The organism is Bacillus sp. GZB (assembly GCF_001975995.1).
Classification (GTDB): Bacteria; Bacillota; Bacilli; order Bacillales; family Bacillaceae; genus Bacillus; species Bacillus velezensis.
Genome location: NZ_MTQG01000017.1, coordinates 880,324 through 906,400, shown reverse-complemented (window position 1 = coordinate 906,400; position 26,077 = coordinate 880,324). Strand labels below are relative to the sequence as shown.

Here is a 26,077-nt window from a genome sequence, read left to right as displayed (position 1 = left end):
ATCTGTTAATACATACCCTAGAAAAAGGAGGCTGAAACAACGGAGGTCAATGCTTTCTCCCCCTGATGGTGACATTGGGTGTCTGCTGCTTTGTCTGTCTTTTTTCTTTCGCAGCATCATTTTGCCGGTTGTCCCGAAATTCTTCAGCGCAGGCTTGTTTAAGCCTATGCTCCGGTGTATGGTAAGTGGCGCCGATATTCAGCATACCGCTCAGCTCTTCTATACTCAGCTTTTCAAAATCAATATTGTATTCAACCTTTTCCACTTTGACATGCTCAATATGGACATATGTTTTTTCCCCTTCAACCGTTTGCGGCTCAAAATGACACTTATCCTGAAGCTCATCAAGCTGTTGTTCCACTTTCTTAAGCCGGTCTAATTCTTCTTCACACACTTTTTTGAAAATCTCTTTCATTATTTTTTTCAAAGAAAATCACTTCTTTCCCCGTCACTCTTGGAAAGTTCTATGCGTCCCGCATTGCGAATATATAAACATGATATACAAAAAGGAGGCGAATCATGATGTTTTTTCCATCCGTTATCAACTTTGAGTATATAAAAATGAACGGAATCAGCGGCGGAGCAGCTTTTAACACCGGCTCTTCCGTTATGGTGAGAAACACAGCAGCCAATAAAAGAAATGAAGGGTACGGTGAACAAAACGGTGATTGCACCGTTGTCGTCATCCCTATCATGAGTATCGATGATTCAGATCTGATAGACGGCACAGCAAACAAGATCAGCCTTCGATAATGATCTGGCTTGCATCCCCCAGATGTTTAGCAATCGATATATATAAAATCCCGTCTTTGAATACCGCCTGCATTCCCTTCGTCCCCTGAGCGGAATGCGGAAGGTCGAGTTTTTTTTCAAAATCGCCGTATTTTCCGGTCTTCTGTTTAAAATCCTGTTCATTAAAAAAGGATTTTCTCGTGCCTTTTACGACGATATATTCTCCGTAGGACAGCAGCTGAACATCTTGTTTCCGGTAGCCGGGCAGATACAGTAAAAATTGGAGCTCATCATGGGTTTCCACAATATCTATAAGAGGAAAAGCATCCTCATTTCTTCTCATTTGCCCATCTCCCTGTTGAAAGGGAAAATGAGAATGGCCGTTTTGAAATGATTTCAGTTGTTCATCATCAAAAACGTTTTTCCAAAAGTCGCCGCCGGACATGTTTTGCGCCATTTCCATCCACTGCTTCATCTTATCGAAATCCATTTTTATCGCCCCCTGTCTAAGCATACGGTCATAACAGCCGGCATACACCTGTATTAAAGGAGGTTTGCCTGTGGTTCAACCAACTCCATATATCAATATTAATATTTTCATGTTGAAAATTAATTCCTTTGAAAATGCTTCAGCGGTGAATGTCGGACAAAATTTACTGGCGGAATGGCAGAATTCTGATAAAAAGAATCAGGGATACGGACAGAACTTCGGAGATGCAAGCGGCTTCATCGGCACGAACGGCAAAGTGGATGACCGGGATCAAATTGATTCTCCATCTACCTTTGAGTCTGCATGCGATAAAATTCCTGCCGGAAAAGGAGGCCCATTATGATGTTTTCGCCGGTTTTGGTAAATGTAGGAGGCTTTAAAGTAAATGCAGTCGACCGCGGTTCTTCCATTACGATCGGCCCGTATCAGCAAATCGATTATTTTTTATCCAATAAGATCAACTACGGATTCGGTGAAGAAAATGGTGATTTGGCGCCGATTTATATCCCCATCAGTTCTATTGCTGATCCGGATCTCATTGATTCGAACTCCGGAAAAACAAGCATTATATAATAAAAAGGCCATCCGCATGCATTCGGATGGCTTTTATGTGATATTTAACTGCATAAGTATTTTGTTAAGATGGCTTGAACCTCAGTCAAGTCCGTTTCTTTTGCAAATTCCAATTCGAAAGTTTTTCCCCTTGTCATTAATACAAGCCCGGTATCGGGATCAAACATCCCCGCTTCTTGAATGGCGAAGCTTTCAATTGTTTTATATGGAAGAAATACGCGCACTTTCTTTTTGGAGAACATTTTATTATCAAAGAAAATCACTCGTTTATTCGTAAAGCATATTTGGTCAACCCGCAGTTTATAAATCGTTTCGATCCGTTCTCCCTCAACGAGCAAAGCCTCCAGCTTTTTTGTGTCGGTTGATCTGCTGACAGAAAAAATTCCCAATGAAGAACCCCACTTTCTGCTTCTATACTATTGTTTTATTACAATCATAAAAAAATAAGTTCTTTATCCCTATATAAGAATACGACATAGACGGCATTTAAACCATTACGAACAGATTACATTTTTAGAACGTTCATCAAAAAAGCCCTTCGCGAAAGGTGCCGCTGTTATGAAGTAGTACGGTTCAGCGAAAGAAAAGGTTTCAAGAAAACGGTATTTTTTTCGAAAAGTCAGTTTTTTATTTTCGCCATAAAAAACCGCGGCTTCTTCAATGCCGCGGTTTTAACAAAACATCAACGATCCGTATCTTCAATTGTTCCTTCTTTATAGGTATCTGAAATTTGTTCCATCGTCGTGTCGGTGCCTTCTTCAGGTTGCACTTGCTGAAGCTGATCTGATGTTTTATTTTGTTTGTCTTGCTCTGTTTTTTTCATTTTGCAGCCACCCTTTATATGTAGTCTTTTTTAGTATGGCTCAGGCAAAATAAATTCATACAGCTTTAAACTTCTTCAAAATACTCTTTGTAGAAGCCTCCGACTTTGTTTGTATTGTCTACAACAAAAATGAATTCTTCTGTTTCATTTTTGACTTCATACTCTTTACCCGGCGTCAGCACATTTTTGACAATGTATTTTTTCGCATCTGTATGTACGCATTTGACCTTTTTGACGCTTTCTTTTGTCTGCCAATTATTATGAATCATTTATAAAACTCCTTTTCTTAATCGATAAGCTTATTGTAGCCGTTTTTTCTTGTGAATTGCAATAACGGTTATCGATTGATTTTACCGGAGATGTTATTATAAAATGACTGTATGCGCTTACTTCGCGCGGACATCAAGATGCTCAAAACAGACCATAAAAAAATTTCGGGAGGTTTGTTACGAATGAGTTCTTTAACGATGCAGATCACAAAAAGGCTGGAAACATTTTTACAGGGTACGAAGAAACTTTATATTGACGGAAAATTTGTTCCGAGCGCTTCAGGATCAACATTTGTCACACCGAATCCGGCAACCGGAGAAACGCTGATGACGCTTTACGAGGCACAGTCAGAAGACATTGACAGTGCAGTGAAAGCGGCACGCAAAGCCTTTGATCACGGCGAATGGCGCACTATGCCGGCCGCTTCCAGAAGCAGGCTGATGTATAAGCTTGCCGATTTAATGGAAGAGCACAAAACGGAACTCGCGCAGCTTGAAACACTTGATAACGGAAAACCGATTAATGAAACAACAAATGGGGATATCCCGCTCGCAATTGAGCATATGCGTTATTATGCCGGGTGGTCTACAAAGATAACCGGACAAACAATTCCGGTCGCCGGCTCATATTTTAATTACACCCGCCATGAGCCTGTCGGCGTCGTGGGACAGATCATCCCTTGGAACTTCCCGCTCCTTATGGCGATGTGGAAAATGGGCGCCGCCCTTGCCACAGGCTGCACAATCGTTTTGAAACCGGCGGAACAGACACCGCTGACCGCCCTCTATTTAGCGGAGTTAATAGATCAGGCGGGCTTCCCTGACGGCGTCATCAATATTGTCCCAGGGTTCGGCGAGACGGCCGGGGAAGCGCTGACCAACCATGACGATGTCGATAAACTCGCTTTTACCGGTTCTACAGAAATCGGCAAAAAAATCATGGAAAAAGCCGCAAAAAAAATTAAACGCGTGACACTGGAGCTTGGCGGAAAGTCACCTAATATCATTTTGCCTGACGCCAATTTGAAGAAAGCCATTCCCGGCGCTTTAAACGGGGTCATGTTTAATCAGGGGCAGGTATGCTGCGCAGGCTCCCGTGTCTTCATTCACAAAGACAAATATGATGAGGTCGTCAGCGAAATGGTTTCATATGCGAAATCGCTTCAGCAAGGCGCCGGCCTTCACCAAGATACACAAATCGGCCCGCTCGTCAGTCAAGAACAGCATGAGCGCGTGCTTTCATATATTGAAAAAGGAAAAGCGGAAGGAGCCAAAGCTGTCGCGGGCGGCAGCTGCCCATTTGAAGAAGGGTATTTTGTCTCCCCGACTGTATTTGCGGATGTGGATGACAGCATGACCATCGCAAAAGAAGAAATTTTCGGCCCTGTTTTAGCCGCCATTCCGTATGATACGGTAGATGAAGTCATTGAGCGGGCGAACCGCTCGGAATACGGCCTGGCAGCCGGACTTTGGACTGAGAATGTGAAAAACGCCCATTACATTGCTGACCGTCTCCAAGCCGGCACCGTTTGGGTCAACTGCTACAATGTTTTCGATGCGGCATCTCCTTTCGGCGGCTATAAGCAATCCGGCCTCGGGCGGGAAATGGGCTCTTACGCGCTGAATAATTATACAGAAGTGAAAAGTGTCTGGATCAATCTGGAAGATTAAATCAAACAAGAAACTGCTGCCTGTCAGCAGTTTCTTTCTTTTGTCATGCCGCCTTTTACATATGAATATATATGCTTCTGAAGGAGTTGAGCGAGTGTGAGCACAATTCATGAAAACGTCAGAAGCCGCCAAAAGAAAACCATCTCCCTATTAAGAGAAACGCAAAATGCGGACGGCTCATGGTCATTTTGTTTTGAAGGACCGATTTTGACAAACGCCTTTCTGATCCTCCTCCTCACTTCTCTTGGAGACAATGATAAAGAACTGATCGCTGAGCTTGCAGAAGGCATTCGCGCTAAACAGCGCCCGGACGGAACTTTTGCCAACTATCCTGATGACCGGAAAGGAAATGTGACCGCCACTGTACAGGGCTATGCCGGCTTGCTGGCTTCCGGTTTATATAGCCGTTCTGAGGCGCATATGATTCAGGCCGAACGCTTTATCATCTCAAATGGCGGCTTGCGCAACGTACACTTTATGACAAAGTGGATGCTTGCGGCAAACGGCCTTTATCCATGGCCCGCGCTGCATCTGCCATTATCTTTCTTAGTCATTCCCCCATCCTTCCCGCTGCATTTTTACCAGTTCAGTACATACGCCCGTATTCATTTTGTACCGATGGCCGTGACGCTTAACAAAAGATTTTCGCTGAAAAATCCCAATGTTCCGTCTCTCGCGCATTTAGATCGGCATATGACTAAAAATCCGTTTACATGGCTTCGTTCCGATCAGGATGAGAACAGAGACCTCTCTTCTCTTTTCGCGCACTGGAAGCGGCTTTTGCAGATTCCTGCCGCTTTTCACCAGCTCGGTCTGCGTACGGCCAAAACGTATATGCTTGACCGGATTGAAGAAGACGGCACATTATACAGCTATGCGAGTGCCACTATTTTTATGGTGTACGGCCTGCTCGCTCTCGGTGTATCGCGCCACTCCCCCGTTATCAGAAAAGCACTTGCCGGCACGAAAGCTTTGCTCACATCTTGCGGCAATATACCGTACCTGGAAAATTCAACGTCGACCGTTTGGGATACGGCGCTTCTCAACTATGCGCTTATAAAAAGCGGTATCTCAGATAACGATCAGATGATAACCAGCGCCGCCCGGTTTCTGCGTGAACGGCAGCAGACGAAAGTCGCTGATTGGGCCGTTCACAACCCGCATGCTGAACCGGGAGGATGGGGTTTTTCAAACATTAATACAAATAATCCTGATTGTGATGACACAGCCGCAGTGCTCAAAGCCATTCCGCGAAAACTTTATCCCGCCTCATGGGAACGCGGACTGAGCTGGCTTTTGTCCATGCAAAACAGTGACGGCGGCTTCTCTGCTTTTGAGAAAAATGTCAATCATCCGCTGGTCCGCCTGCTGCCGCTGGAATCGGCTGAGGAAGCTGCCATCGATCCTTCAACAAGCGACTTAACCGGACGGGTGCTGCACTGTTTAGGAGAAGCGGGGCTTTCTTCTGATCACCCTCAGATTGAAAAAGCCGTCCAATGGCTGATCCGCCATCAAGAAGAGGACGGATCGTGGTACGGCAGATGGGGTGTCTGCTATATTTACGGCACATGGGCGGCGCTGACAGGGATGAAGGCTTGCGGCGTGAGCCAAAACCACCCGGCCGTGAAAAAAGCGATCCGCTGGCTGAAGTCCATTCAAAACGAGGACGGAAGCTGGGGGGAATCCTGTAAAAGCGCAGAAGTCAAAACTTATGTTCCGCTTTCTTACGGGACGCTTGTACAGACGGCTTGGGCGACCGAAGCTTTGTTGCAATACGAAAAAACTCATCATCAAGCCGTCACAAAAGGCATATCTTTTCTTATTGAAAACCGGCATTACGAAGGCGCCGCTTTCAGCTATCCGACCGGAATCGGCCTGCCGAAGCAGTTTTACATCAGGTATCACAGCTACCCGTATGTGTTTTCTTTGCTTGCGCTCAGCACTTTTATGAAAGTGAGTGAAAAGGAGGAAGAAAAATGAAACGGCACGCTTATCAAACCGAGATGCTGAATTGGTGTGAAACCTTGAAGGAACAAGTCATTCAGCAAGGTCGGTTCGATCGCTTCGCGGCACAAATCGACCGGATTTTTCACACCCTTCAGGATGATGGATTAACGGAGGCGGAATGGTACGAACAGGCATCGGCACTTTACCGGGACATTACTGAACCCGAAGAGCCGGATGAGCGCAGAGCTTATGTGCCGATCGGCAAGCATGTCCTCCCTAAACTGCCTTACAGTTATTCCGCACTGGAACCGTATATTTCAAGAGAGATTATGAAACTCCACCACACCAAACACCATCAGAGCTATGTTGACGGTCTGAATAAAGCAGAACTGGAGCTCAAAAAAGCGAGACAGACGAAACAGTACGACTTAGTGGCGCATTGGGAGCGGCAATTGGCGTTTCACGGCGCGGGCCATTATTTGCACAGTATTTTCTGGTTTTCTATGAATCCAAACGGAAAAAGACGGCCGACGGGTACGCTCTTTCAAATGATTGATGTGTCATTCGGAAGCTATTCCGCTTTTAAAGAGCAATTTTCTCAAGCGGCGAAAAAAGTCGAAGGAGTCGGCTGGGCTATCCTAGTCTGGGCGCCGCGCGCCGGGCGGCTGGAGATTTTGGCCGCTGAGAAGCATCAGCTCTACAGCCAGTGGGACGTCATTCCTTTGCTTCCGCTGGATGTGTGGGAACACGCTTATTATTTACAATATAAAAACGACCGCGCGGCTTACGTGGATCAATGGTGGAATGTCGTTGATTGGCGGGAGGCGGAGAAACGGTTCGAACAAGCGCACCGCGTGATATGGCCGCTTTATTAAAAAAGCCCCCGTCTTGAACGGGGGCCTGCTTCTTTTGGTTTAAAAAATACCAAGCACGTGCAGAAAAACGATAATAATGGCTACAGGAGCCAGATAACGGATTAATAGGAGCCAGACTGCAAACCATTTTCGTTTTATACCGGAACCGCTTTTCAGTTCGTCAAACAGCATCTGTTTCGGAATTTTCAGCGGTACGAAAACGGCAATTAAAAGCGCGCCCAGCGGCATTAAGACATTGCTGACCAGAAAATCCGCAGAGTCAAAAATACTGCGGTGAAAAATAGAAATATCACTCAAAATTCCGTACGACAGCGCCGAAGGGACCCCGACAATAAATATAGCAAGTCCCCCTATCCATGCATACCGCTTCCGTTTTGCCGAATCGCCTTTTGACAAAACAGCAACTAAAATTTCAAGCATTGAAAAAGCCGATGTCAGCGTCGCAAATAAAAACAGCAGCAAAAAGGCGAGTAAAAACACGATGCCCAACGGCATTTGGTTAAAGACGGTCGGCAGCACGTTAAATAAAAGCTGCGGGCCTTGATCCGGCTTGAGGCCGAATGCAAACACCGCCGGAAAAATCGCCACTCCCGCCATCACGGCAACAAGGACATTTAATACCGTCACCGATACGGCGGATTGAACAATATTTTCTTCTTTTTCTAAATATGCGCTGTATGTAACCATTACGGACACTCCGACGCTTAACGAGAAAAATGATTGTCCCATCGCATATAAAATGGTATTGGCATCCATCGCGCCAAAATCAGGCATAAAAAAGAATTTTAATCCCTTCGCTGCATCATGCAGCGTAACGGAGCGGATCATTAAAAGAATAAACAGAATAAACAGAGCCGGCATCAGCACCTGGCTTACCTTTTCTATTCCGCTGCTCACCCCTTTTGCCACAACTAAAATCGTCAGCACGATAAACAGCAGCTGGCCGAAAACGGCTGCATAAGGATTTGAAATGGTATCGATAAATAACGTATCAAATCCCGAAGAAAGCGATAAGCCGCCTGTAAAGCCTTTTATAATGTAGATTAATATCCATCCCCCCACTACGCTGTAGAAGGATAATAGAATAAAACACGTAATGATTCCGAGATATCCGATCCAATGCCACTTTTTCCCCGGCGCGAGCGCCTTATAGGATTCAACGGCGTTTTTTTGTGTTTTTCTGCCGATAATAAATTCAGCAAGTAAAAGCGGCAGTCCGATTAAAACAGTAAATAAAATAAAAACAAGCAGAAAAGCGCCGCCTCCGCTGGTTCCCGCTACGTAAGGGAACTTCCATATTGCGCCGAGCCCGATTGCAGAGCCGGCCGTAGCTAAAATAAATCCCAGCTTAGATGACCATTGATTAGCTTCTTTCACTTCAGCACTCCCAATTCATTTCAGTATAAAAATCAATTGTAAGAATATATGTCTGAATAGTCAAGAAGATGTTAGTTTACATAATAATTTTATCGAAAACTTATATTTAATATTGAATTATTCAGAAAATTATTTATAATGGAATACAGAAAAGTCAGTCATATTTTCTGACTGATTGATTGAATGTAAAAGGAGCTGTGTTTATGGAATGGCTGAAAAAAATAAGCGGGTTTGCAGGCCAAACCTTTGGCTTGTGGGTTATCGTCTTTGCCGGTTTAGGATTCGCCTACCCTGATTTGTTTTCTTGGATCAGTTCTTATATGACAATTTTCCTTGGTATTATTATGTTTGGGATGGGGCTTACTCTTCAAGCAGACGATTTTAAAGAATTAATCAGAAAGCCTTGGCATGTGGTGATCGGAGTCGCTTGCCAGTTTACGATTATGCCGCTTACGGCTTTCTGTTTATCAATCGGGCTCCGCCTCCCCGCAGAAATCGCCGCGGGCGTCATTCTGGTCGGATGCTGTCCGGGCGGTACGGCATCAAACGTCATGACGTTTTTGGCGAAAGGCAATACTGCGCTTTCTGTTGCGGTCACCACGATCTCAACATTGCTTGCTCCTATTGTAACGCCGGCACTTATTATGCTGTTTGCGAAAGAGTGGCTCCCCGTTTCTTTCGGTTCACTGTTTGTTTCCATAATGCAAGCCGTGCTTTTGCCGATCGTCCTCGGGGTGATTGTGAAGCTGTTCTTCAAAAAACAGGTCGGACAAGCCGTGCACGCGCTTCCTCTCGTGTCGGTAATCGGCATCGTAGCGATTGTATCCTCTGTCGTCAGCGTAAATCGTGAGCATCTGCTTCAATCAGGACTGCTGATTGTGTCTGTCGTCATCTTACATAACGGAATCGGATATTTGTTAGGATTCCTGACTGCAAAGCTGTTCAAAATGGATTATGCTTCACAAAAAGCGATTGCGATCGAAGTCGGAATGCAAAACTCCGGACTGGGCGCAGCGCTTGCGACAGCGCATTTCTCCCCTTTGTCAGCCGTGCCGAGCGCAATTTTCAGCATATGGCACAATCTGTCGGGGTCTGTTCTTGCCACCTACTGGTCTAAGAAAAAAGAGAAAAACAGCGCCGAAGAAGAAGAAACGGCAAAGATTCCGTTTTCATAACTGAACAAGGATAGGCTGCTGCCGCTCCTATCCTTGTTTATTCTGCAGATCACGAAACAGACGCAAAAGCGCTTTTTTTACATCCCCCTGAAATAAACCTCCATGATAACAAATCAATTGACGGATATCGTAATCGAGCAGCCGCTGCACAGAACGGACCGCATCATCCATATGTAACGTATAGCCGGGATTAGCAAGGTTCAGCTTTCCGTCTTCAATGACGACCGCATCACCTGTGACCATAGTTTTTTCGGCAGGCAGATAAAGACTGATATGGCCGGGTGTATGACCCGGTGTGGCTACAACGCGAATGCCTCCGCACCAAGGCAGCAGCTCGCCGTCAGTAACTGTCCGGTGAACTGGAACCGATTCGACTGATTGAAGCGAGCGGATGAACTGTTTTGCATAAGGCTTTGCATCCTCTGGCAATGAACAAAACGTTGATTCAGCCTGCTCAAGCCGTAAAGATTTTTTAGAGCCGTCAATATACGGCGCTTCACGCTCATGTACTGTCACGCTGACATCCGGATGCAAACGGTATAATGCAGCGAGTGAGCCGATATGGTCTATGTCGTGATGCGTTACAATGATTTTTGTCAATGAATGAAGCGACATTCCATGCCGGGCAGCAGCGTGTTGAAGATGGTTTGTAAAACCGGGATATCCGCAGTCTATTAATATCGTGTCATGTTCGTCTTGCAGAAGAACCGGAGTGATAGAATGCAATTCTTCATTATATTCAAATTCGATCTCAAGCGGATAACAGCTTTTCATATAAATTCTCCCCTTCTCTCAATAAAAAAAGTACACTGCTTGTAAGGGCAGTGTACTTTTTGTCTGTCTCAAATTATCCTTCCAGCAACAGCTGTTCCGGATCTTCAAGCAGGTTTTTAATGGTGACAAGGAATCCGACCGCTTCTTTACCATCTACGATTCTGTGATCGTATGATAAAGCGATGTACATCATCGGACGGTTTTCAGAGCGCTCCGCATCAATCGCTACTGGGCGCAGCTGAATTTTGTGCATACCTAAGATCCCAACCTGAGGGCTGTTTAGGATCGGTGTTGACATAAGCGATCCGAATGTACCTCCGTTTGTGATCGTGAAGGAGCCTCCTTGCAGCTCACCTAATGTTAATTTATTGTTTCGCGCTTTTTTCGCAAGTTCGCCGATCTCTCTTTCAATGCCGGCAAACGTCAGGCGGTCAGCGTCACGCACGACTGGGACGACAAGCCCTTCTTCAGCCGCGACAGCGATACCGATGTCATAGAATTTTTTCACGATCAGCTCATCGCCTTGAATTTCAGCGTTAAGGAGCGGGAATTTTTTCAATGCAGCCACAACGGCTTTTGTAAAGAACGACATGAAACCGAGTTTTACATCGTTTTGCTCAAGGAATTGGTCTTTGCGGCGTTTTCTTAGATTCATAACGGCCGTCATGTCAACTTCGTTAAATGTAGTCAGCATCGCAGAAGTCTGCTGCACTTCAACCAATCGTTTCGCGATCGTCTGTCTGCGGCGGGACATTTTTTGCACTTCGACAGGTTTGTCAAAGCTTTGCTGTGTTTTTTGAGCCTGCTGTTTCGGCTGTGCCGCAGGTTTTGAAGCCGGTTTTTCATAAGCTTCCACATCTTGTTTGCGCACGCGGCCGAGCGGGTCTCCCGTCGGAATTTGTGATAGATCAATTCCTTTTTCCCTTGCCAGCTTGCGTGCAGCCGGAGACGCTACCGTTCTGGCTTTCGCTTCTGATTGTGCTTCCTGGCTGACTTCTTGTGCAGCAGGTTCAGCTTTTGCTTCCTCTTTCGTTTGTTCATTGGCTGGAGCACTTTCTGAAGGGGCGGGTGCAGAACTTTCGCCAGCGCCTTCTGTAATGGTACCGATAATTTCTCCTACTTGGACGGTATCACCCGAATCTTTCAATACCTCTTTTAGAACACCCGATTCTTCTGCTGTCAATTCAACATTTACTTTGTCCGTCTCCAGTTCAAGCAAGTACTCACCCTGTTCTACATAATCACCGGGCTGCTTTAACCATTGGGCTATCGTTCCTTCTGAGATTGATTCTGCTAATTCAGGTACCTTAATTTCCGCCATTTTTTCATTTCCCCCTTAGTTTTTGCGAGTCAAGCTATCAGATACAATGCGTTCCTGTTCTTTTTTGTGGACTGTCGGATCTCCTTCTGCGGGACTGGATCGTCTTCTTCGGCCGATGTATTGGACATTTACTCCTTTTGGCGCGATTTCCGTCAGATACGGGCTGATATAACTCCATGCCCCCATGTTCTGCGGCTCTTCCTGAACCCAAACGATCTCTTGCAGGTTCGGCAGTTTGGCGAAAAGCTCCTTCGTATCTTTTGCCGGGAACGGATACAGCTGTTCGATTCTGGCAATATGAAGCCAATCCTTATTGCCTTCCATTTTGTTGAAGTGATCGCTGATATCAATTGACACTTTTCCGCTTGATAATACGACGCGAGTCACTTTTTCGTAAGCATGGGAAAGTCCGGACTGCTCATAGACAGGCTTGAATCGGCTTTCGCTCAGTTCCTGCACTTCAGATACCGTATTCGGGTTGCGCAGCAGGCTCTTCGGCGTCATGATCACAAGCGGGCGGATTTCCTCACGAAGCAGCATTTTCGCTTGTCTTCTTAAAATATGGAAATACTGAGCCGCACTTGTCAGGTTGGCCACCGTCCAGTTGTTTTCCGCCGCCAGCTGCAGGAACCGCTCGACGCGGCCGCTGGAGTGTTCAGGGCCCTGCCCTTCGTAACCGTGAGGCAGCAGCATGACCAGTCCTGATTTTTGTCCCCATTTTGCCCGTCCTGCAGATATGAATTGATCAAAATAGACTTGAGCCGCATTGGCAAAGTCCCCGTACTGCGCCTCCCACATCACAAGCGTTTCAGGCGAATACACGTTGTATCCATATTCAAAGCCGAGAACCGATCCTTCAGAGAGCGGGCTGTTATGCACCGTAAATGAAGCAGCGCAGTCGTCTAAATGATGGAGGGCAACAAATTCTTCTCCTGTTTCGCTGTCATGCAGCACAAGGTTTCTTTGAGCGAACGTTCCGCGCTCTGAATCCTGTCCGGTCAGCCGGATCGGCGTGCCGTCTTTCAAAATGGAAGCAAACGCAAGCGATTCAGCCAATGACCATTCAACTTTACGGTCATCATCAAACGCTTTTGCACGTCTTTCCAGGATTCTTTTCAGCTTGCCGAACACGTTAAAAGATTCCGGCCAGTTGATAAGTTCGCCGTTCAGCTTGCGGAGAACATCAAAGTCGATGGCTGTGTCAACGTCTGGAAAACCGTTGGACACCGGTTCCGGCAATTCAATTTCCCGTACGGCGTCTTCTTTTTTGGCGGGCACCTTTTTATAGGCGTCTTCAATTCGTTTTGTCACTGACGTTTCGATGTTTTGCGCTTTTTCCTCGCTGATCAGACCTTCACTTACGAGTTTTTCCGCAAAGATCCGCTTGACAGTCGGGTGTTTTCTGACGGCGTCATACAGCATCGGCTGTGTCGTTGACGGCTCATCCATTTCATTGTGGCCGTACCGTCTGTACCCGATTAAATCGATTAAGAAATCTTTATTGAACCGCTTCCGGTATTCAACCGCAAATTTAACGGCTGACAGGCATGCTTCCGGATCATCCGCGTTGACGTGAACGATCGGGATTTCATAGCCCTTCGCCAAATCACTGGCATATTTCGTGGATCGTGATTCATCGCTTTCAGTTGTAAAGCCGATCATATTATTGGCGATGATATGAATGGCCCCGCCGACCTGATAGCCTTTCAGAGAGCTTAAGTTCAGCGTCTCGGCGACAATGCCTTCTCCCGGAAACGCTGCGTCACCGTGAATTAAAATGGCGAGCGATTTTGTTTCGTCTTGAACCGGGTACCCCTTTTGCGTTCTTGTTTCCTGTGCCGCCCGCGTGCTTCCTTCAACAATCGGATTGATGAATTCCAAATGGCTCGGGTTATTTGCAAGCGTAATCCGCGCGCTTTTGGTTTCAGCATCCTGAAGCTGTCTGTCTGCACCGAGGTGGTATTTTACATCGCCCGTCCAGCCGTAGCTGATGCCGGTCGATCCTTCAGACGGCACAAGGTCTTTATTCGGCGCGTGCTGGAATTCTGAGAAAATAATCTCATACGGTTTGCCGAGCACATGCGCAAGCACATTTAAACGGCCTCTGTGCGCCATCCCGATATTGACATTGGTTGTGCCCGCTTTCACAGACTGGGCGATAATGTCGTCAAGGACCGGCACAAGCGCGTCTAATCCCTCAATTGAGAAACGCTTCTGACCGACGAATGTCCGGTGTAAAAATTGTTCAAATCCTTCTACTTCCGTCAGTCTTTCTAAAACGGCTGACAGTTTTTCCGGTGAATTTTTCCGGAACAGTTCTCCGGATTCGACCATTTTTGTAATCCATGCACGCTCTTCGAAATCATGCACATGGTCAAACTCGAAGGAGATGGTTCTTTTATAGGTATTGCGTAAATGCTGGATGGCTTCTAAGCCGTTTGTTATATTGGCAGGTGCGTCCTTACAGATGACAGACGCGGGTATTGCTTTCATTTCTTCTTCTGTAAGCCCGTACTCGGATAACGGAAAGAGCTCGCTCTTTTTCGGATCCTTTCTGAGCGGATTGACGGAAGCGTTCAGATGGCCATAGGTTCGAATATCTTCTGCAAGTTTAACTGCTGCTGCGATCTTTTGAATCAGATCTGCGGTGACGCGTCCCTGTTCCTTTGTTCCCGATGCCTCTTTTATTTGGCTTGGCGGAGCGCCGAGTTCGTCAAACATGTCTTTCAGATCCGGATCAATGCTGTCTGGATCTTCAGCATATTGGTCGTACAGCTCCAGTGCGTAGCCGAGGTTCGGTCCGTAAAAATCTTCCCAATTCATTCTTTGTTTCATATTATTTTGAAACATTTGAATATTACCCCCAACCTAGATAATCAAGTGATCAATTCACTATCTTGAAATAACTTTTGAACGCTGTGCCCAAAATTATGTAATAAAAACGCTTCCAAGGATATTTTACCACTGATTGCGTTTGGATTCTACCTTGATTGTTCACAAAATAGTAAAAAAAACAGATCAATACCGAAAAAATTAAATCATTTTAAAATAAAAAGCGAAAAAGCATAGGAAAAAGCCTATCCTATGCTTTTATGAAGCAGTTTTTTCAAGAGCGGATACAGCACATCGGGCAGCTGATCGACATCCGGAACAAAAATACTGTACTTTCCGTACATATCCTGAATGGTTTTCATCTGTGATTCCTCTATCGCAGTATTGGACAGAAAAACATTTATGACTTCTATCCCTTTTTTTCTCGCTTCGATGACAGCCTCGCTCGTATCGACGATGCCGTTTTGTTCGTATCCGAATGCTGCCGGCTCTCCGTCTGAAAACACGATTAAAAATTTTTGCAACTCACTCCGCCGTATCAGCTGTTTCGTCATTTGTCTGATGGCGTATCCGTCTCTGTTATCTTCTTCAGGCGCAAGCTGCATGATCAGCGGACCCGCCGCCTGCAGCAGCGACTCTTCAAACGAAATGACGGTATTGAAGAAATTCGGCTGGCTCGTTTCGGTCGCTTCGTTTGTATCCTCCCAAAATCCGACGATCTGGTGCGGTACGGACACTGATTTCAAGGCTTCATGAAAAAGAACGATCCCTCTTTTTGTTTCATCCATTTTGTCGAACATGCTGGCCGAACAATCGACAAGCAATGTAAAAACGGCGTCAATGTCTGAAGACGGGTCCTGCTTTTTAAAGAAAAGGCGCGGGTTCCGCTCCGTAAAATAGCGGATCAGTTTGCGATTCAGCCGGCCTGCGTGAAGGTCGGTCCGCGGGAGCGTTTTTTTGTGCTCAAGTGTTTTTTGTATCATCTGCTTCAGGCGTTTTTGATATGATTCTATCGTTTTTGCCTGTTCTTTATAAGACTGCTCCTCTTCAGGAGACGCTTTATGAGGCGTTTGATAAACCGGGAAGGCAAATTTGTTTTCTTTTCCGTCAGCCAGCCCCGCGCCCTCATGTTCATCCTGAATGGATTCAAGCGCTTCCAGTTTGGAGTAATCCTCTCTTTTCGTCTGACGTGCGGAACCTTGAACGGAGCCGAGCGCCTGGTCACCGTCATCGCCTTCTCTGGCCGCGTCTTTCCCAAGATCCGATTTCGCGCCGTGCTCAATATCAAATTGAAGGAAACTTTTTGCCGGCGCTTCGGTTTCCCGGTGCCACGTATTCATTTTCTCTTCAAAGATTTCTTCATCTCCGTCGGAAGACTCAGGTAGCGTGAGATCGTCACTTAACGAAGGCGCTTTTTTTACACTTTCGAATAAAGGCTCTTCAGCCGCTTTTTCGTAATCAAGTTCCGGCAGAAAAAAGTACGTGTTCAGCATATCTTTCTCAAGCACTTCATCAAGGCCTTCCATGAGGTCTTCCGTTATTCTTGCGATTTGTTCCGTAGAATCCGCCTCATACACCCGGATGAGCTGACGTTCAATATACGGTATCATCATATCAATATGTTCATGCATGGAAGGAATGCCTTCAAGCGGAGACTCAGCCGTCAGCTTGACAAACATCGCGCAATACAAAGCGTCGGTGAAAATGCTCCGTTCTAAATTCAATGTCAGCTGCGTCGTGAAATATTTCCTGTACATCTCCCTCCGCTTCTGAAAAACACGTTTCGTTCCCGGCCGTTCTTTTTTGGTCAGCTCTTCAATTCTGATATCCTCAAGCAGCATAAACAGCTGCTTGGCAAAGCTTTGGCGGGTGAAATGCCGGTGAACGTCATTTAAAAACCCCGCAAATTCCCGAAATGAGCTGCTGCGTGTTCCGACAGCGCGCAAATAGACATCGCTTTTCAGGCCGGCTTCCATATCCCCGGCTGATCGGTCTTTCCAAAAGTGGCTCATGTAAATTTTCTTTTCAAAGGGATTGTAGTAAGACTGCACGCCGTATTCCACTTCAACTTCACTGCTTCTGGTCAGTGTTTTGGCCAGGTCAGTCAGCATCATGAACAAAAACGAATCAATCGTGCTGTCGTTAAATTTGATAAACTTCATTGTATATCCCTCATTCGAACAGCGTTTCTGCAATATTTCTGACAGCGGCTTTTTCCCTGTCATCGTCAAGTTTTTCTACGATGCCTCTTTCAATCGCCCGTTTCGGCGGGATGTACGCAGCCAAGTCGCACGTATCAATGAGAGCCCTGATGGACGCCGCTTCTTCTGACACTTGTCCGTTATGCGCTTGTGCGATTAAATCAGAAGACAGCGTCATAAAACGCTCAATTAATTTCTCATCTTTTAAGACAGACTGAGAGGTCAGCACCTGTTTCAGGAGGCTTCCTTTAATATACGGAACATCAATGATGACAAAACGGTTTTTAAGGGCTTCGTTCAGCGGAACGGTGCCGACGTAGCCTTCATTAATCGCGGCGATAACACCGAATCCTTCGCTTGCCTTAATCACTTCTCCTGTAAAGGGATTTGTCATCATTTTTCTGTAATCTAGCACGCCGTTTAGAATCGGAAGGGTTTCAGGCTTTGCCATATTGATTTCGTCAATGTATAAAAAATGTCCCTTGTTCATTGCGGTTGTTACAGGTCCGGGAACGAATTCAATTGTCGCCTGTCCCTGTTCATTTTCAATCGTTTTATAGCCGACAAGCGCTTCTGCATCGAGGTCTACGGAGCAGTTGACGCTGTGCATCGGTTTATGAAAATAGTTCGAAAGCGTTTCCGCCAATTTTGTTTTCCCTGAACCCGTCGGTCCTTTTAATAAGATATTTTTTCCCATTGTCAAAGCAATGACGGCATCGAATACAATCGCTTTATCTTCGGCCTCATAGCCTGATGATCCGATTAAATCCCGGAATTCTTGGGAAACGGGATGATTTTGATAAGCCTGCAGTTTGTTTTGTATATCTTCCGGAAGTGATAGGTGCTGTAATTCTGAAGTCATAGGTGATGTTTCCTTTCCATTTGTATTCCATAACCGAGTATACTAAAAAAGCCCTTGTATACTCAATACAAAAGGGCTCATTCCCTGCGGGCGCTTTTTGTCAGGGGAGCGCAGGCGATTCTGGCTCCGGAATTTCCGCTCGGGTTTGTCAAATAATCGTCCGTATGTTCATGAATGACGAACGCGCTTCCGTCCCGGTCGAGCAGGCTGAGTCTGCTCCCTTCTTTTAATGAAGTTTGCGGCGCGTTCATAATGACATCCACTTTACCGTCAGCCCCCACTTCAAGATTGGGGAGATCCCCGGCGTGATGACCCATCGGATTGTTGAAGCCGTGTTCTTTGTTCAAAGGGTTGAACGGACCGCCGGCTGATTCGAAATCAGGTGCCTGACATGTCCCTTTTTCATAAATATGAAACCCGAGAGAAGTGCCGGGCGGCAGATGCCCCGCTGATATATGAATGTCTGACCCTTCATCATCAGATTCCCTCACTTCGATATATCCGATCGTTTTTCCGTTTTGATTGATGAGTCCGGCATGCTCACGGTATGCAGATGCTTCCAATGCGCGGCTTTCCCCATGTTTTTTGGGCGGAACAGGAGCGGGTCTCCCCCCGCAGCCGCAAAGCGTAATTGATGCGAGCATGAGAAAAAGCAAGAGACGATTCATGCTTCCTCCCCCTTATTTTTTACCCATCAGTCTTGTCAAAACGTAAAAATGGTAAACAAAAAAAGCCCCGAAAGGCTTTTTTTAAAAATAACTGCGCGCTCCTAAATAAGCTTTTTTCCAATACGGATTGCTTAAGTTTGAAATTTCAACCCCGGAGGAGCTTGCGTGAATAAAATCTCCTCCGCCTAAATACATTCCCATATGAGAAGGGCCCGCTTTATATGTCGTAAAGAAGACAAAGTCGCCTGCTGACGGCTGGCTGATATGTTTCATCGTATTCCAATATCCGGCCGTGCTCAGACGGGAAACAGAGCTTACCTTATTTAAAAGGTAATAGATGTAACCGCTGCAATCGAAGCCCGCAGGCGTATTGCCTCCCCAGCGGTAAGGCACGCCGACATGTTTTTTCGCCTCGCCTATCATTCTGTCAATCTTTGACCCTGTCACCGGAGGTTCGGGAGTATTCGGCTTGTTTGGTTTTGCCGGTTTGTTATCCGGCTGCCGCACAGGATCTTCTGTTTTTCCCGTTCCGTTAATCACCAGAACTTGTCCGATTTGAAGCACATCAGTTGTCAATTTATTTTTTTCTCTGATGAGCTGAGCGGTGATGCCGAACCGATTAGCAATTTTCCAGAGGGAATCGCCTGCTTTTACTTTGTAAGTGGATGGCTTCTCAGAAGGATTTGAATGAGATGGCGGTGTTGTGCCGCTGTTTCCGTTATGTGAAGAACCTTTGATCTTTAACACTTGATTCGGATACAGCATGTCTGATGTTAATTGATTCAGCTTTTTCAGTTCGGCGATGGTGATGCCGGTTTGATTGGCGATTTTCCACAGCGAGTCACCCGGCTTCACAGTGTAAGTCCCTGATGCGCCTTTATCAGGCTTTGTCTGTCTGCCGCCTCCGTCCGTGCCGCCGGCAGACCCTTTAATTTTCAGTTTCTGGCCCGGATAGATGACATCTGAACTCAAACGGTTCAGGCTTCTCAGCTCAGAAACGCTCATTTTGTATTTTTTTGCGATCACCCATAACGAGTCTCCGTATGTAACTGTGTAGGCACCCGTGCTTCGTTTTCCCTTTTGCCCCGTTTTATGTGTGCCGCTGCCGTCGGGAATGTGCAGCCGCTGTCCTGGGTGGAGTATCGTTGATTTCAGTTTATTTTCCGCCTGCAGGGCTGAAATACTTGTATGATATTGCCGGGAAAGCTTCCAAAGAGAGTCGCCGCTTTTTACTTGAATGGTTTTTGCTTCAGCGGGATGCACGGCGAAGGTTGAAGTCATTACTGCAGATACAGCCAGTCCGGCTGCGATTTTTTTCTTCATATAACGAAAAACCTCCTATTTATCATTGCTGAAAGGGACGTTCCTTTTCTTTGGACGCCGCCTGTTATGCAGGATTCATTCAGAAGTCGACATTAATTCCGATTCATTTGGCCTTAGATCATCACCAATGCCACACATTTTACATAAATTGAGAACATTTCACAAAAGACTTTGGAATCATTTTCATAACATGGCTTTTTTCCGCGACATTCCACCTTTCTTGTCTGTTTTTCATACAATTCTCTTTACGGCGTGAAAAATCCTCCCGAAAAACAATCAAAAAAAGCCCGCTTCCTTTAAAGGAAGCGGGTGACGGCTGATTACAGAACCCGGGTCTCGGCAGTTTTCACGTCTTCTGCTATCAATTCCGCTGCACGCTGTGCTCCGCCGGCCGCTTTCAGGGATTCTCCGATTTCAGAAGCTTTTGTCTGATATTCAGGATTTTCGCTCAATTCTTTTATTGCTTCAGTGAGCAGTTCCGCTGTTACATCTTCTTTTTTAAACATTTTGCCCGCGCCCGTGTTTTCCACTTGGCTTCCGACGGCGAACTGATCTGCGCCCATCGGAATGACGATCATCGGGGTTTTGTAGTAAAGCCCTTCGCTCGTACTGTTCATTCCGCCGTGAGTGATAAATAAGTCCGCTCTCTTCAGGATCTCAAGCTGCGGAACATAAGGCTTTACAATGACATTCTCAGGAATTTCATCAAGCTCCGCAGGATCAAGATGTTTGCCGATTGACATGACGGCTTTTCCGTTAAAGTTTCTGACCGCTTTTAAGCATTTATTAAACAATTCCTTCTGATTGTTAAAAATCGTGCCCATGGAAATAAACAGGACGTTTTCTCCTTCAAGCTGTTCAAACGGGAAATCTTGAGCCGCCGCCCTTTCGGTTATGGACGGACCGACAAAGAGATAAGAATCGCCAAACTCTTCTTCTTTCGGCTGAAACGCTCTTGAAGTAAATACAACGGTTTTTCTGCCGTCATTTGAGAAAATATCATACGGCGTTTTAATGTCTGCGCTGAATTCTTCATTGAGCCGGCTGACCGCTTCGGTATAAGCCGGATAATGAGATGATTCCTCTGATACAAGGTTTGTATTTGAAAACACTTCTTTAATAAATGCTTCATTCATTGCAAATGTCGTACAAAGTGAATATGCCGGCAGTTTCAGCTGGTTTCTCACGAGCCTTCCTGCCAGAAAATGATGATCATACAGGATGTAGTCGTAGGATTCATCTTTTACTTCCTCAAGAATACGGAGTGCGGCTTTTTTGGAAGTCTCAATCATTAATAGCAAAAACTCGGTAGCGTCCCGCTGTTCATCACCCGTTGCATTTTTTCCGAATTCATCTTTTCGGAAATCTTCATATTCACGGAATTCCGCTCCGCTTGACGCGATTTTGTTCTCATATTCCTTCACGCCGTAATATACGACATGTTCCCCTTTTGCCTTCAGTTCTTTTACGACGCCTAAAGACGGATTGATATGGCCTTCTCCCGGAAAGCCGATCATCAATACATTTGCCATCTTTCCACTCCCTATTCTTTTAAATTTTATGTATATTTAAACGATAACATCAATACAGAAAAAGGTAAAGATGTTCACCTTATTAATATTAAATGGGTACAATATTCCCATTTTCTTATTATTTCGTATGAAGCGCCCGCGGCGAAACAAGCGGATACAGTCCGCCGTCTTTAGCAAAGGACATTTTTCCCGTTTCTTCTGAAACAACGAGCACGAGTGCATCAGTCACGGCCGAAAGTCCCATCGCGGCCCTGTGGCGCGTCCCGTATTTGAGATCGACATGTTTTGTTGTGAGCGGGAGCACATTGGCTGCTGATACAACCCGGTTTTCTCTGACCAATACGGCTCCGTCATGAAGCGGATTGCCGGGATAAAAAATACTCTCAATTAAAGCTGCACTGATCTCGGCATGCAGGCTGGTCCCTTTTTGTATCATTCCGTCCAGCGGATCTGCACGTTCAATCACAATCAGCGCTCCGTGTTTTTCTTCCGCCAGATGCTGCACGGCCCTCGCCAGCTCTGTATAGGAAGGCGTAAAGTGTTCGATATATGACTGCAGGTAAAACGACGAAGCGACAGCCTGCATTTCCTGAAACGTATGTCCCAGTTCATCTAATTCGCAAAGAAGGCATTGGTCTTTTTCATCCAATGTCCGCAGTATCATTCCGGCATCCTCCGTAATTTGTTTCAAATACGTTTGAACGGCAGCGGTAAACGCGCTTTCCGTCATTTGAGTGTGGCGCATGTCACATCAGCTCCTTTCCCTTATTTTCTGCATCGCGCGCATGGATATGCGCCGCTGTGTGCACCATAATCATGAAAGGAGGCGCACATCATATGGAATTCGCACGGCTGATGCAATATATCTGCACCTTTTTAGGGGTCATTTCACTTTCATTCATTTATGCCAAGATGTTTAAAAAGCCGAAACCGGACAAAAAAGAGTAGGCCGGCTTTCATTGCTTTTTATACATAAAATGTTATAATTTCTCTCGTTAAAATAAAGAAACGGGGAACCTAACTTGAGAGAAACGAACACGATCGGCCAAAAGGTCAGACAGCTGTTACATATCTTCATTCCGATTTTAATCACACAGGCGGGCCTTTCCCTGATCACCTTTTTGGATACGGTGATGTCAGGGAAAGTGAGCGCTGCCGATTTAGCCGGGGTTGCAATCGGTTCAAGCCTGTGGACGCCGGTTTATACGGGCCTGGCAGGAATATTAATGGCCGTTACGCCCGTTGTTTCGCAGCTGTTTGGAGCCGGCAGACAAAAGGAAGTGCCGTTTTCCGTCATCCAGGCCGTTTATGTAGCGGCCGTTCTCAGTGCGGCGGTTATCCTGATCGGCTTTTTCACCGTTGATATGATCTTGGGACATTTGGGCCTGGAACCTCGTGTCCGGACGATCGCAAAACACTTTTTAGGCTTTTTATCCCTCGGTATTTTTCCTTTGTTTGTGTACACCGTTTTGCGCTCGTTTATTGACGCACTCGGCAAAACGCGAGTCACAATGCTTATTACGCTTTGCTCATTGCCTATTAATTTTGTTTTAAATTATGTATTTATTTTCGGGAAATTCAACATGCCGGCATTGGGAGGAGTCGGGGCGGGGCTCGCTTCCGCCCTGACTTACTGGTGTATTTGCGCCATCAGCTTTTTTATCGTCTGCAGATTTGAGCCGTTTGCCGGGTACTCTGTATTTCGGAAACTGTACCGTTTTTCTCCGTCTGAATGCAGGAAGCTTTTGAAAATCGGATTGCCTATCGGTTTTGCGGTATTTTTTGAAACGAGCATTTTTGCGGCTGTCACACTGCTTATGAGCCATTTTCAGACGGTGACGATTGCAGCCCACCAAGCGGCAATGAATTTTGCTTCCCTCTTGTATATGCTGCCGCTCAGCGTATCCATGGCCATGACCATTTTAGTCGGATTTGAAGCAGGCGCAAAGCGCTACAGGGATGCCCGGTCATACAGCTATATCGGCATTGTGATGGCCCTTTGTTTTTCTTTATGCACGGCGGCTTTCATTTTGCTGTTCAGACCGCAAATCGCCGGAATGTATACATCAGATCCGGCGGTGCTCATGTTGACGCAGCACTTTTTAATCTATGCGCTGTTTTTCCAGCTTTCTGATGCCGTAGCAGCTCCGATACAAGGCGCTCTGAGAGGATATAAGGATGTCAATTATACACTCGGCGCGGCTTTTGTGTCGTATTGGATTATCGGGCTTCCGGTCGGTTACGCAGTCGGCACTTATACGGGCCTCGGGGCATACGGCTACTGGATCGGGTTAATTGCGGGACTTGCCGCAGGAGCTGTCGGTTTATTCTTCAGACTGCTGAAGCTGCAAACGCGTTATGTAAAAAAAATGATGATTTCATAAAGGAGGAGCAGCAATGCCAAAACATAAACTGCTGTACGATTATTTAACTGAACGGGCGGAGGACATCAGTCAGACATGGTTTGATACCCTTCATGATACGGATCCTGATTCTGTTTATGCTTCTACTGACCCGGCTGTACTCACGAATCTGAAAAAACAAAATCTGGCGTTTAATTATCAGCTCAATCGGATTTTTTCTGAAGAGAAGGAAGTATATACAGCGGCATTGGAAAAGTGGGCGTTTGAAGCCGCACGGGATGAAGAACATTTAAAAACGCCCATCCATTATATTATTCGCGAGTTTATCAGAGTTCGTGATTTGTATGTCGGCCATGTCAAGCAGTTTACCAGACTTCATTCAGACACCTTGACAGAAGAAGATGCCGAAGATATATTCCATACGCTGATTAAATCGTTTGATGTGGTGATTCATATTTTCATAGAGGAAATGTATAAAAACACAAACATTCAGCTTGAAGCGCAAAAAGAATTGATCACCGAGCTGAGCTCGCCGGTAATTGTGCTTTTTGATAATGTCGGACTGCTGCCGCTGATCGGGGATATTGACACGGCAAGAGCCAAAATGATTTTGGAGAATACGCTGCACCAGTGTTCAGAGAAGCGCATCACGCAGCTGTACATTGATTTATCGGGCGTAGCCATGATCGATACGATGGTTGCCCAACAGCTTTTCACCTTAATTGAATCACTCGGAATGCTCGGCGTGAAAGCGACATTATCCGGAATTCGTCCTGAAATCGCCCAAACCGCGGTGCAGCTCGGACTGAGTTTTTCAAATTTATCAATACGGTCTTCGCTTGCGGAAGCGATCGCCTCCGATCTGACACAAAAAAAGGGATAAGGCATTTCAGCCTTATCCCTTTTTTTATCAGTCTTTCCACGGATATGTCCAATACACTTCTTCTTCAAACCATGTCTGAAGAACCGGCTCGTTATTTTTTATTTTTTCTTCCAGCTCTCTCAGCATGCCTTCCGTTTGGGTGCGGTGCGCTTTTAATGCATTCATTTTAATATCGGCAACCTCTTTAATATCAAGAATAACATCAGGCTTGCCGACGGCTTCCTCCCTGTTGCGGGTGATTGCCATGCAAAGCGTGCGCGGGCGGTCCTCTTTTTTCTTTCTGTAAAGCGCTCTGATAACCGCTTCGCCGCATGCATCATGATCCGGATGGACGCCGTGCTCCGGATAGAATGTAACAATCAGACTCGGTTTTACATCGTCGATAATCTCTTCCATCATATCCGCGAGCCACTCGTCATCTTCAAATTCAAGTGTTTTATCACGAAGCCCGAGCATTCTCAGGTCAGTAACGTCCATTGCTTTGCATGCGTCGATCAGCTCTTGTTTTCTTAACAGCGGCAGTGTTTCACGGTTCGCGAAAAAAGGATCTCCCATGTTCCGGCCCATTTCGCCAAGCGTTGCGCATGCATACGTAACGGGAATATCTTTTTGTCTGTGTAAAGCAATCAGCCCTGCCACTCCGTATGATTCATCATCAGGGTGAGGCAGGATGACGAGTACATGTTCTTTCATGATTTTCACCCTTTTCTTTAAACTGTAAACGGCTTTTCGCTGATTTGAAGCGAAATCGCCAATTTTCCGCCCGGCAGATGCCCTGCCATTAACAAGCGGTCTTCGTCATCTACTGTATACTCAGTTAAACCTTCTGCGTAAATCCAGCCCTCTTCTGTTTTCAAACCGACGCGGTACGGGCCGTTTCCTTTGATTTTCGCCTGATGGTACGTCACTTTTGCATTGCGTATATAGGCTACAACCGTCATGTTTTTCTCATTCAGATGCGCTGAATAAGAACCGGTCGTTGTTTCCAAATGGATATATACAGGACGATCGGCATATCGCTCTAAAGAAGTTTGCACATCTTCTTTTATGATCGCTTTCATAGCTGCTCCCCTCTTTCTTCTTTTAAAAATTGCAAACGCTTCGTATGTAGTTCAACCAATTCATATTTCTCAATCGGCCGCAGCCGGGAATCTACAATTCGCTGCACCGCCAGAGCAAACTTTTCCTCGGGTGTCTTCCGGAGCCTCGGATGTGTTCTTTGATCAAGCAGTTCAAGATCAATTGCCTTCTCCGCTTCTTCAAGGGTTGAAGCCGGGAGAGTGCGGTTATTCCACAGTGCCTGATAGGCTTTTGCTATGTCTTTATCAGTGCCCATTGTACAGCTCCTTTACATACTCGTAATGATTATACATAATTTAAGCTATC

27 protein-coding genes are annotated in these 26,077 nt (G+C 45.9%); 9 read left to right on the top strand and 18 right to left on the bottom strand.

The window, feature by feature from the left end:
• Positions 1 to 46: 46 nt before the first annotated feature.
• On the bottom strand, positions 47 to 427 hold the full coding sequence (gene gerPC / locus BXO87_RS15640) for a spore germination protein GerPC (protein WP_076851391.1): 381 nt from the start codon (positions 425 to 427) through the stop codon (positions 47 to 49).
• Positions 428 to 519: 92 nt separating this feature from the next.
• On the opposite strand from gerPC, the gene BXO87_RS15635 reads away from it, so the two are divergent.
• Positions 520 to 753 (top strand): hypothetical protein, encoded by a 234-nt coding sequence (locus BXO87_RS15635; RefSeq protein ID WP_014418113.1) that lies wholly within the window; start codon positions 520 to 522, stop codon positions 751 to 753.
• Here the strand turns inward: BXO87_RS15635 and BXO87_RS15630 are convergent.
• Entirely contained in the window at positions 740 to 1,222 is a 483-nt protein-coding gene (locus BXO87_RS15630; RefSeq protein WP_003153787.1) for an Hsp20/alpha crystallin family protein, read from the bottom strand. The two genes, BXO87_RS15635 and BXO87_RS15630, sit on opposite strands and share 14 nt — an antisense overlap.
• A gap of 70 nt (positions 1,223 to 1,292) precedes the next feature.
• Here BXO87_RS15630 and BXO87_RS15625 point away from each other — a divergent pair, with 70 nt between their 5' ends.
• Together BXO87_RS15625 and BXO87_RS15620 are read left to right on the top strand one after the other, a co-directional pair.
• Entirely contained in the window at positions 1,293 to 1,565 is a 273-nt protein-coding gene (locus BXO87_RS15625; protein WP_003153786.1) for a hypothetical protein, read from the top strand.
• Complete coding sequence (locus BXO87_RS15620; RefSeq protein ID WP_003153785.1) at positions 1,562 to 1,795, top strand: hypothetical protein; 234 nt, start codon at positions 1,562 to 1,564, stop codon at positions 1,793 to 1,795. The genes BXO87_RS15625 and BXO87_RS15620 overlap by 4 nt, the downstream gene beginning before the upstream one ends.
• Before the next feature lie 44 nt (positions 1,796 to 1,839).
• Here the strand turns inward: BXO87_RS15620 and BXO87_RS15615 are convergent, their stop codons facing one another.
• From BXO87_RS15615 to BXO87_RS15605, 3 genes are all read right to left on the bottom strand, one after another.
• Entirely contained in the window at positions 1,840 to 2,184 is a 345-nt protein-coding gene (locus BXO87_RS15615) for a PH domain-containing protein (RefSeq protein WP_003153783.1), read from the bottom strand.
• 293 nt (positions 2,185 to 2,477) lie between these two features.
• On the bottom strand, positions 2,478 to 2,618 hold the full coding sequence (locus BXO87_RS20605) for a DUF4025 domain-containing protein (RefSeq protein WP_003153781.1): 141 nt from the start codon (positions 2,616 to 2,618) through the stop codon (positions 2,478 to 2,480).
• Positions 2,619 to 2,683: 65 nt separating this feature from the next.
• Entirely contained in the window at positions 2,684 to 2,887 is a 204-nt protein-coding gene (locus tag BXO87_RS15605; RefSeq protein WP_007407979.1) for a DUF6501 family protein, read from the bottom strand.
• A gap of 183 nt (positions 2,888 to 3,070) precedes the next feature.
• Here BXO87_RS15605 and BXO87_RS15600 point away from each other — a divergent pair, with 183 nt between their 5' ends.
• From BXO87_RS15600 to BXO87_RS15590, 3 genes are all read left to right on the top strand, one after another.
• On the top strand, positions 3,071 to 4,558 hold the full coding sequence (locus BXO87_RS15600; protein ID WP_024085472.1) for an aldehyde dehydrogenase family protein: 1,488 nt from the start codon (positions 3,071 to 3,073) through the stop codon (positions 4,556 to 4,558).
• A 96-nt stretch (positions 4,559 to 4,654) separates the two neighbouring features.
• Positions 4,655 to 6,538: a terpene cyclase/mutase family protein gene (locus BXO87_RS15595; protein WP_038458429.1), complete on the top strand. Its 1,884-nt coding sequence runs from the start codon at positions 4,655 to 4,657 to the stop codon at positions 6,536 to 6,538.
• Positions 6,535 to 7,380, top strand: coding sequence for a superoxide dismutase (locus BXO87_RS15590; RefSeq protein WP_038458432.1), 846 nt, complete (start codon positions 6,535 to 6,537; stop codon positions 7,378 to 7,380). The genes BXO87_RS15595 and BXO87_RS15590 overlap by 4 nt, the downstream gene beginning before the upstream one ends.
• 39 nt (positions 7,381 to 7,419) lie before the next feature.
• Here the strand turns inward: BXO87_RS15590 and BXO87_RS15585 are convergent, their stop codons facing one another.
• On the bottom strand, positions 7,420 to 8,757 hold the full coding sequence (locus BXO87_RS15585; protein WP_038458435.1) for a sodium-dependent transporter: 1,338 nt from the start codon (positions 8,755 to 8,757) through the stop codon (positions 7,420 to 7,422).
• 203 nt (positions 8,758 to 8,960) lie between these two features.
• Between BXO87_RS15585 and BXO87_RS15580 the strand changes: the two genes are divergently transcribed.
• The gene (locus tag BXO87_RS15580; RefSeq protein WP_007611964.1) at positions 8,961 to 9,932 is read left to right on the top strand and encodes a bile acid:sodium symporter family transporter; all 972 of its coding nucleotides are present in this window, start codon (positions 8,961 to 8,963) and stop codon (positions 9,930 to 9,932) included.
• A 27-nt stretch (positions 9,933 to 9,959) separates the two neighbouring features.
• On the opposite strand, the gene BXO87_RS15575 is transcribed toward BXO87_RS15580, so the two are convergent.
• The 9 genes from BXO87_RS15575 to cdaS form a co-directional block, all read right to left on the bottom strand.
• Positions 9,960 to 10,706 carry an MBL fold metallo-hydrolase gene (locus BXO87_RS15575; RefSeq protein ID WP_038458438.1) on the bottom strand — a complete coding sequence of 249 codons (747 nt, stop codon included), beginning with the start codon at positions 10,704 to 10,706 and terminating at the stop codon, positions 9,960 to 9,962.
• Positions 10,707 to 10,779: 73 nt separating this feature from the next.
• A complete protein-coding gene (odhB, locus tag BXO87_RS15570) occupies positions 10,780 to 12,027 on the bottom strand; it encodes a 2-oxoglutarate dehydrogenase complex dihydrolipoyllysine-residue succinyltransferase (RefSeq protein ID WP_038458441.1) in 1,248 nt (415 codons plus the stop codon).
• A gap of 15 nt (positions 12,028 to 12,042) precedes the next feature.
• Positions 12,043 to 14,877, bottom strand: a complete 2,835-nt coding sequence (sucA, locus tag BXO87_RS15565) for a 2-oxoglutarate dehydrogenase E1 component (RefSeq protein ID WP_038458444.1) — start codon at positions 14,875 to 14,877, stop codon at positions 12,043 to 12,045.
• Between the two features lie 227 nt (positions 14,878 to 15,104).
• Complete coding sequence (locus BXO87_RS15560) at positions 15,105 to 17,021, bottom strand: vWA domain-containing protein (RefSeq protein WP_076851390.1); 1,917 nt, start codon at positions 17,019 to 17,021, stop codon at positions 15,105 to 15,107.
• Between the two features lie 10 nt (positions 17,022 to 17,031).
• Positions 17,032 to 17,922, bottom strand: a complete 891-nt coding sequence (locus BXO87_RS15555; RefSeq protein WP_032869968.1) for an AAA family ATPase — start codon at positions 17,920 to 17,922, stop codon at positions 17,032 to 17,034.
• Positions 17,923 to 17,999: 77 nt separating this feature from the next.
• Entirely contained in the window at positions 18,000 to 18,590 is a 591-nt protein-coding gene (locus BXO87_RS15550) for a superoxide dismutase family protein (protein WP_007407968.1), read from the bottom strand.
• 81 nt (positions 18,591 to 18,671) lie between these two features.
• Positions 18,672 to 19,913, bottom strand: a complete 1,242-nt coding sequence (locus tag BXO87_RS15545; RefSeq protein WP_076851389.1) for a C40 family peptidase — start codon at positions 19,911 to 19,913, stop codon at positions 18,672 to 18,674.
• A 320-nt stretch (positions 19,914 to 20,233) separates the two neighbouring features.
• Entirely contained in the window at positions 20,234 to 21,445 is a 1,212-nt protein-coding gene (locus BXO87_RS15540) for a macrolide family glycosyltransferase (RefSeq protein ID WP_076851388.1), read from the bottom strand.
• A 118-nt stretch (positions 21,446 to 21,563) separates the two neighbouring features.
• Positions 21,564 to 22,190, bottom strand: coding sequence for a sporulation-specific diadenylate cyclase CdaS (gene cdaS, locus BXO87_RS15535; RefSeq protein WP_007407964.1), 627 nt, complete (start codon positions 22,188 to 22,190; stop codon positions 21,564 to 21,566).
• Between the two features lie 277 nt (positions 22,191 to 22,467).
• Between cdaS and BXO87_RS15530 the strand changes: the two genes are divergently transcribed.
• Together BXO87_RS15530 and BXO87_RS15525 are read left to right on the top strand one after the other, a co-directional pair.
• On the top strand, positions 22,468 to 23,829 hold the full coding sequence (locus tag BXO87_RS15530) for an MATE family efflux transporter (RefSeq protein WP_076851387.1): 1,362 nt from the start codon (positions 22,468 to 22,470) through the stop codon (positions 23,827 to 23,829).
• A gap of 13 nt (positions 23,830 to 23,842) precedes the next feature.
• Complete coding sequence (locus tag BXO87_RS15525) at positions 23,843 to 24,691, top strand: STAS domain-containing protein (RefSeq protein WP_007611979.1); 849 nt, start codon at positions 23,843 to 23,845, stop codon at positions 24,689 to 24,691.
• Positions 24,692 to 24,718: 27 nt separating this feature from the next.
• Here BXO87_RS15525 and bshB2 read toward each other — a convergent pair whose 3' ends face one another.
• From bshB2 to BXO87_RS15510, 3 genes are read right to left on the bottom strand one after another with little or no spacing between them, the layout of a single operon-like run.
• Positions 24,719 to 25,384, bottom strand: a complete 666-nt coding sequence (bshB2, locus tag BXO87_RS15520; protein WP_007407961.1) for a bacillithiol biosynthesis deacetylase BshB2 — start codon at positions 25,382 to 25,384, stop codon at positions 24,719 to 24,721.
• Between the two features lie 17 nt (positions 25,385 to 25,401).
• Positions 25,402 to 25,752, bottom strand: a complete 351-nt coding sequence (locus BXO87_RS15515; protein WP_007611980.1) for a YojF family protein — start codon at positions 25,750 to 25,752, stop codon at positions 25,402 to 25,404.
• Positions 25,749 to 26,027: a hypothetical protein gene (locus tag BXO87_RS15510; protein ID WP_007611981.1), complete on the bottom strand. Its 279-nt coding sequence runs from the start codon at positions 26,025 to 26,027 to the stop codon at positions 25,749 to 25,751. Before BXO87_RS15510 ends, BXO87_RS15515 begins: the two co-directional genes overlap by 4 nt.
• Positions 26,028 to 26,077 lie beyond the last annotated feature (50 nt).

What these genes read in the sequence shown, in the direction of transcription:
- BXO87_RS15635 (WP_014418113.1), top strand. Translation starts at nt 520, where the DNA reads ATGATGTTTTTTCCATCCGTTATCAACTTTGAGTATATAAAAATGAAC.
- BXO87_RS15630 (WP_003153787.1), bottom strand. Translation starts at nt 1,222, where the DNA reads ATGGATTTCGATAAGATGAAGCAGTGGATGGAAATGGCGCAAAACATG.
- BXO87_RS15620 (WP_003153785.1), top strand. Translation starts at nt 1,562, where the DNA reads ATGATGTTTTCGCCGGTTTTGGTAAATGTAGGAGGCTTTAAAGTAAAT.
- BXO87_RS20605 (WP_003153781.1), bottom strand. Translation starts at nt 2,618, where the DNA reads ATGAAAAAAACAGAGCAAGACAAACAAAATAAAACATCAGATCAGCTT.
- BXO87_RS15605 (WP_007407979.1), bottom strand. Translation starts at nt 2,887, where the DNA reads ATGATTCATAATAATTGGCAGACAAAAGAAAGCGTCAAAAAGGTCAAA.
- BXO87_RS15600 (WP_024085472.1), top strand. Translation starts at nt 3,071, where the DNA reads ATGAGTTCTTTAACGATGCAGATCACAAAAAGGCTGGAAACATTTTTA.
- BXO87_RS15590 (WP_038458432.1), top strand. Translation starts at nt 6,535, where the DNA reads ATGAAACGGCACGCTTATCAAACCGAGATGCTGAATTGGTGTGAAACC.
- BXO87_RS15580 (WP_007611964.1), top strand. Translation starts at nt 8,961, where the DNA reads ATGGAATGGCTGAAAAAAATAAGCGGGTTTGCAGGCCAAACCTTTGGC.
- BXO87_RS15575 (WP_038458438.1), bottom strand. Translation starts at nt 10,706, where the DNA reads ATGAAAAGCTGTTATCCGCTTGAGATCGAATTTGAATATAATGAAGAA.
- odhB (WP_038458441.1), bottom strand. Translation starts at nt 12,027, where the DNA reads ATGGCGGAAATTAAGGTACCTGAATTAGCAGAATCAATCTCAGAAGGA.
- sucA (WP_038458444.1), bottom strand. Translation starts at nt 14,877, where the DNA reads ATGTTTCAAAATAATATGAAACAAAGAATGAATTGGGAAGATTTTTAC.
- BXO87_RS15560 (WP_076851390.1), bottom strand. Translation starts at nt 17,021, where the DNA reads ATGAAGTTTATCAAATTTAACGACAGCACGATTGATTCGTTTTTGTTC.
- BXO87_RS15555 (WP_032869968.1), bottom strand. Translation starts at nt 17,922, where the DNA reads ATGACTTCAGAATTACAGCACCTATCACTTCCGGAAGATATACAAAAC.
- BXO87_RS15550 (WP_007407968.1), bottom strand. Translation starts at nt 18,590, where the DNA reads ATGAATCGTCTCTTGCTTTTTCTCATGCTCGCATCAATTACGCTTTGC.
- BXO87_RS15545 (WP_076851389.1), bottom strand. Translation starts at nt 19,913, where the DNA reads ATGAAGAAAAAAATCGCAGCCGGACTGGCTGTATCTGCAGTAATGACT.
- BXO87_RS15540 (WP_076851388.1), bottom strand. Translation starts at nt 21,445, where the DNA reads ATGGCAAATGTATTGATGATCGGCTTTCCGGGAGAAGGCCATATCAAT.
- cdaS (WP_007407964.1), bottom strand. Translation starts at nt 22,190, where the DNA reads ATGCGCCACACTCAAATGACGGAAAGCGCGTTTACCGCTGCCGTTCAA.
- BXO87_RS15525 (WP_007611979.1), top strand. Translation starts at nt 23,843, where the DNA reads ATGCCAAAACATAAACTGCTGTACGATTATTTAACTGAACGGGCGGAG.
- bshB2 (WP_007407961.1), bottom strand. Translation starts at nt 25,384, where the DNA reads ATGAAAGAACATGTACTCGTCATCCTGCCTCACCCTGATGATGAATCA.
- BXO87_RS15515 (WP_007611980.1), bottom strand. Translation starts at nt 25,752, where the DNA reads ATGAAAGCGATCATAAAAGAAGATGTGCAAACTTCTTTAGAGCGATAT.
- BXO87_RS15510 (WP_007611981.1), bottom strand. Translation starts at nt 26,027, where the DNA reads ATGGGCACTGATAAAGACATAGCAAAAGCCTATCAGGCACTGTGGAAT.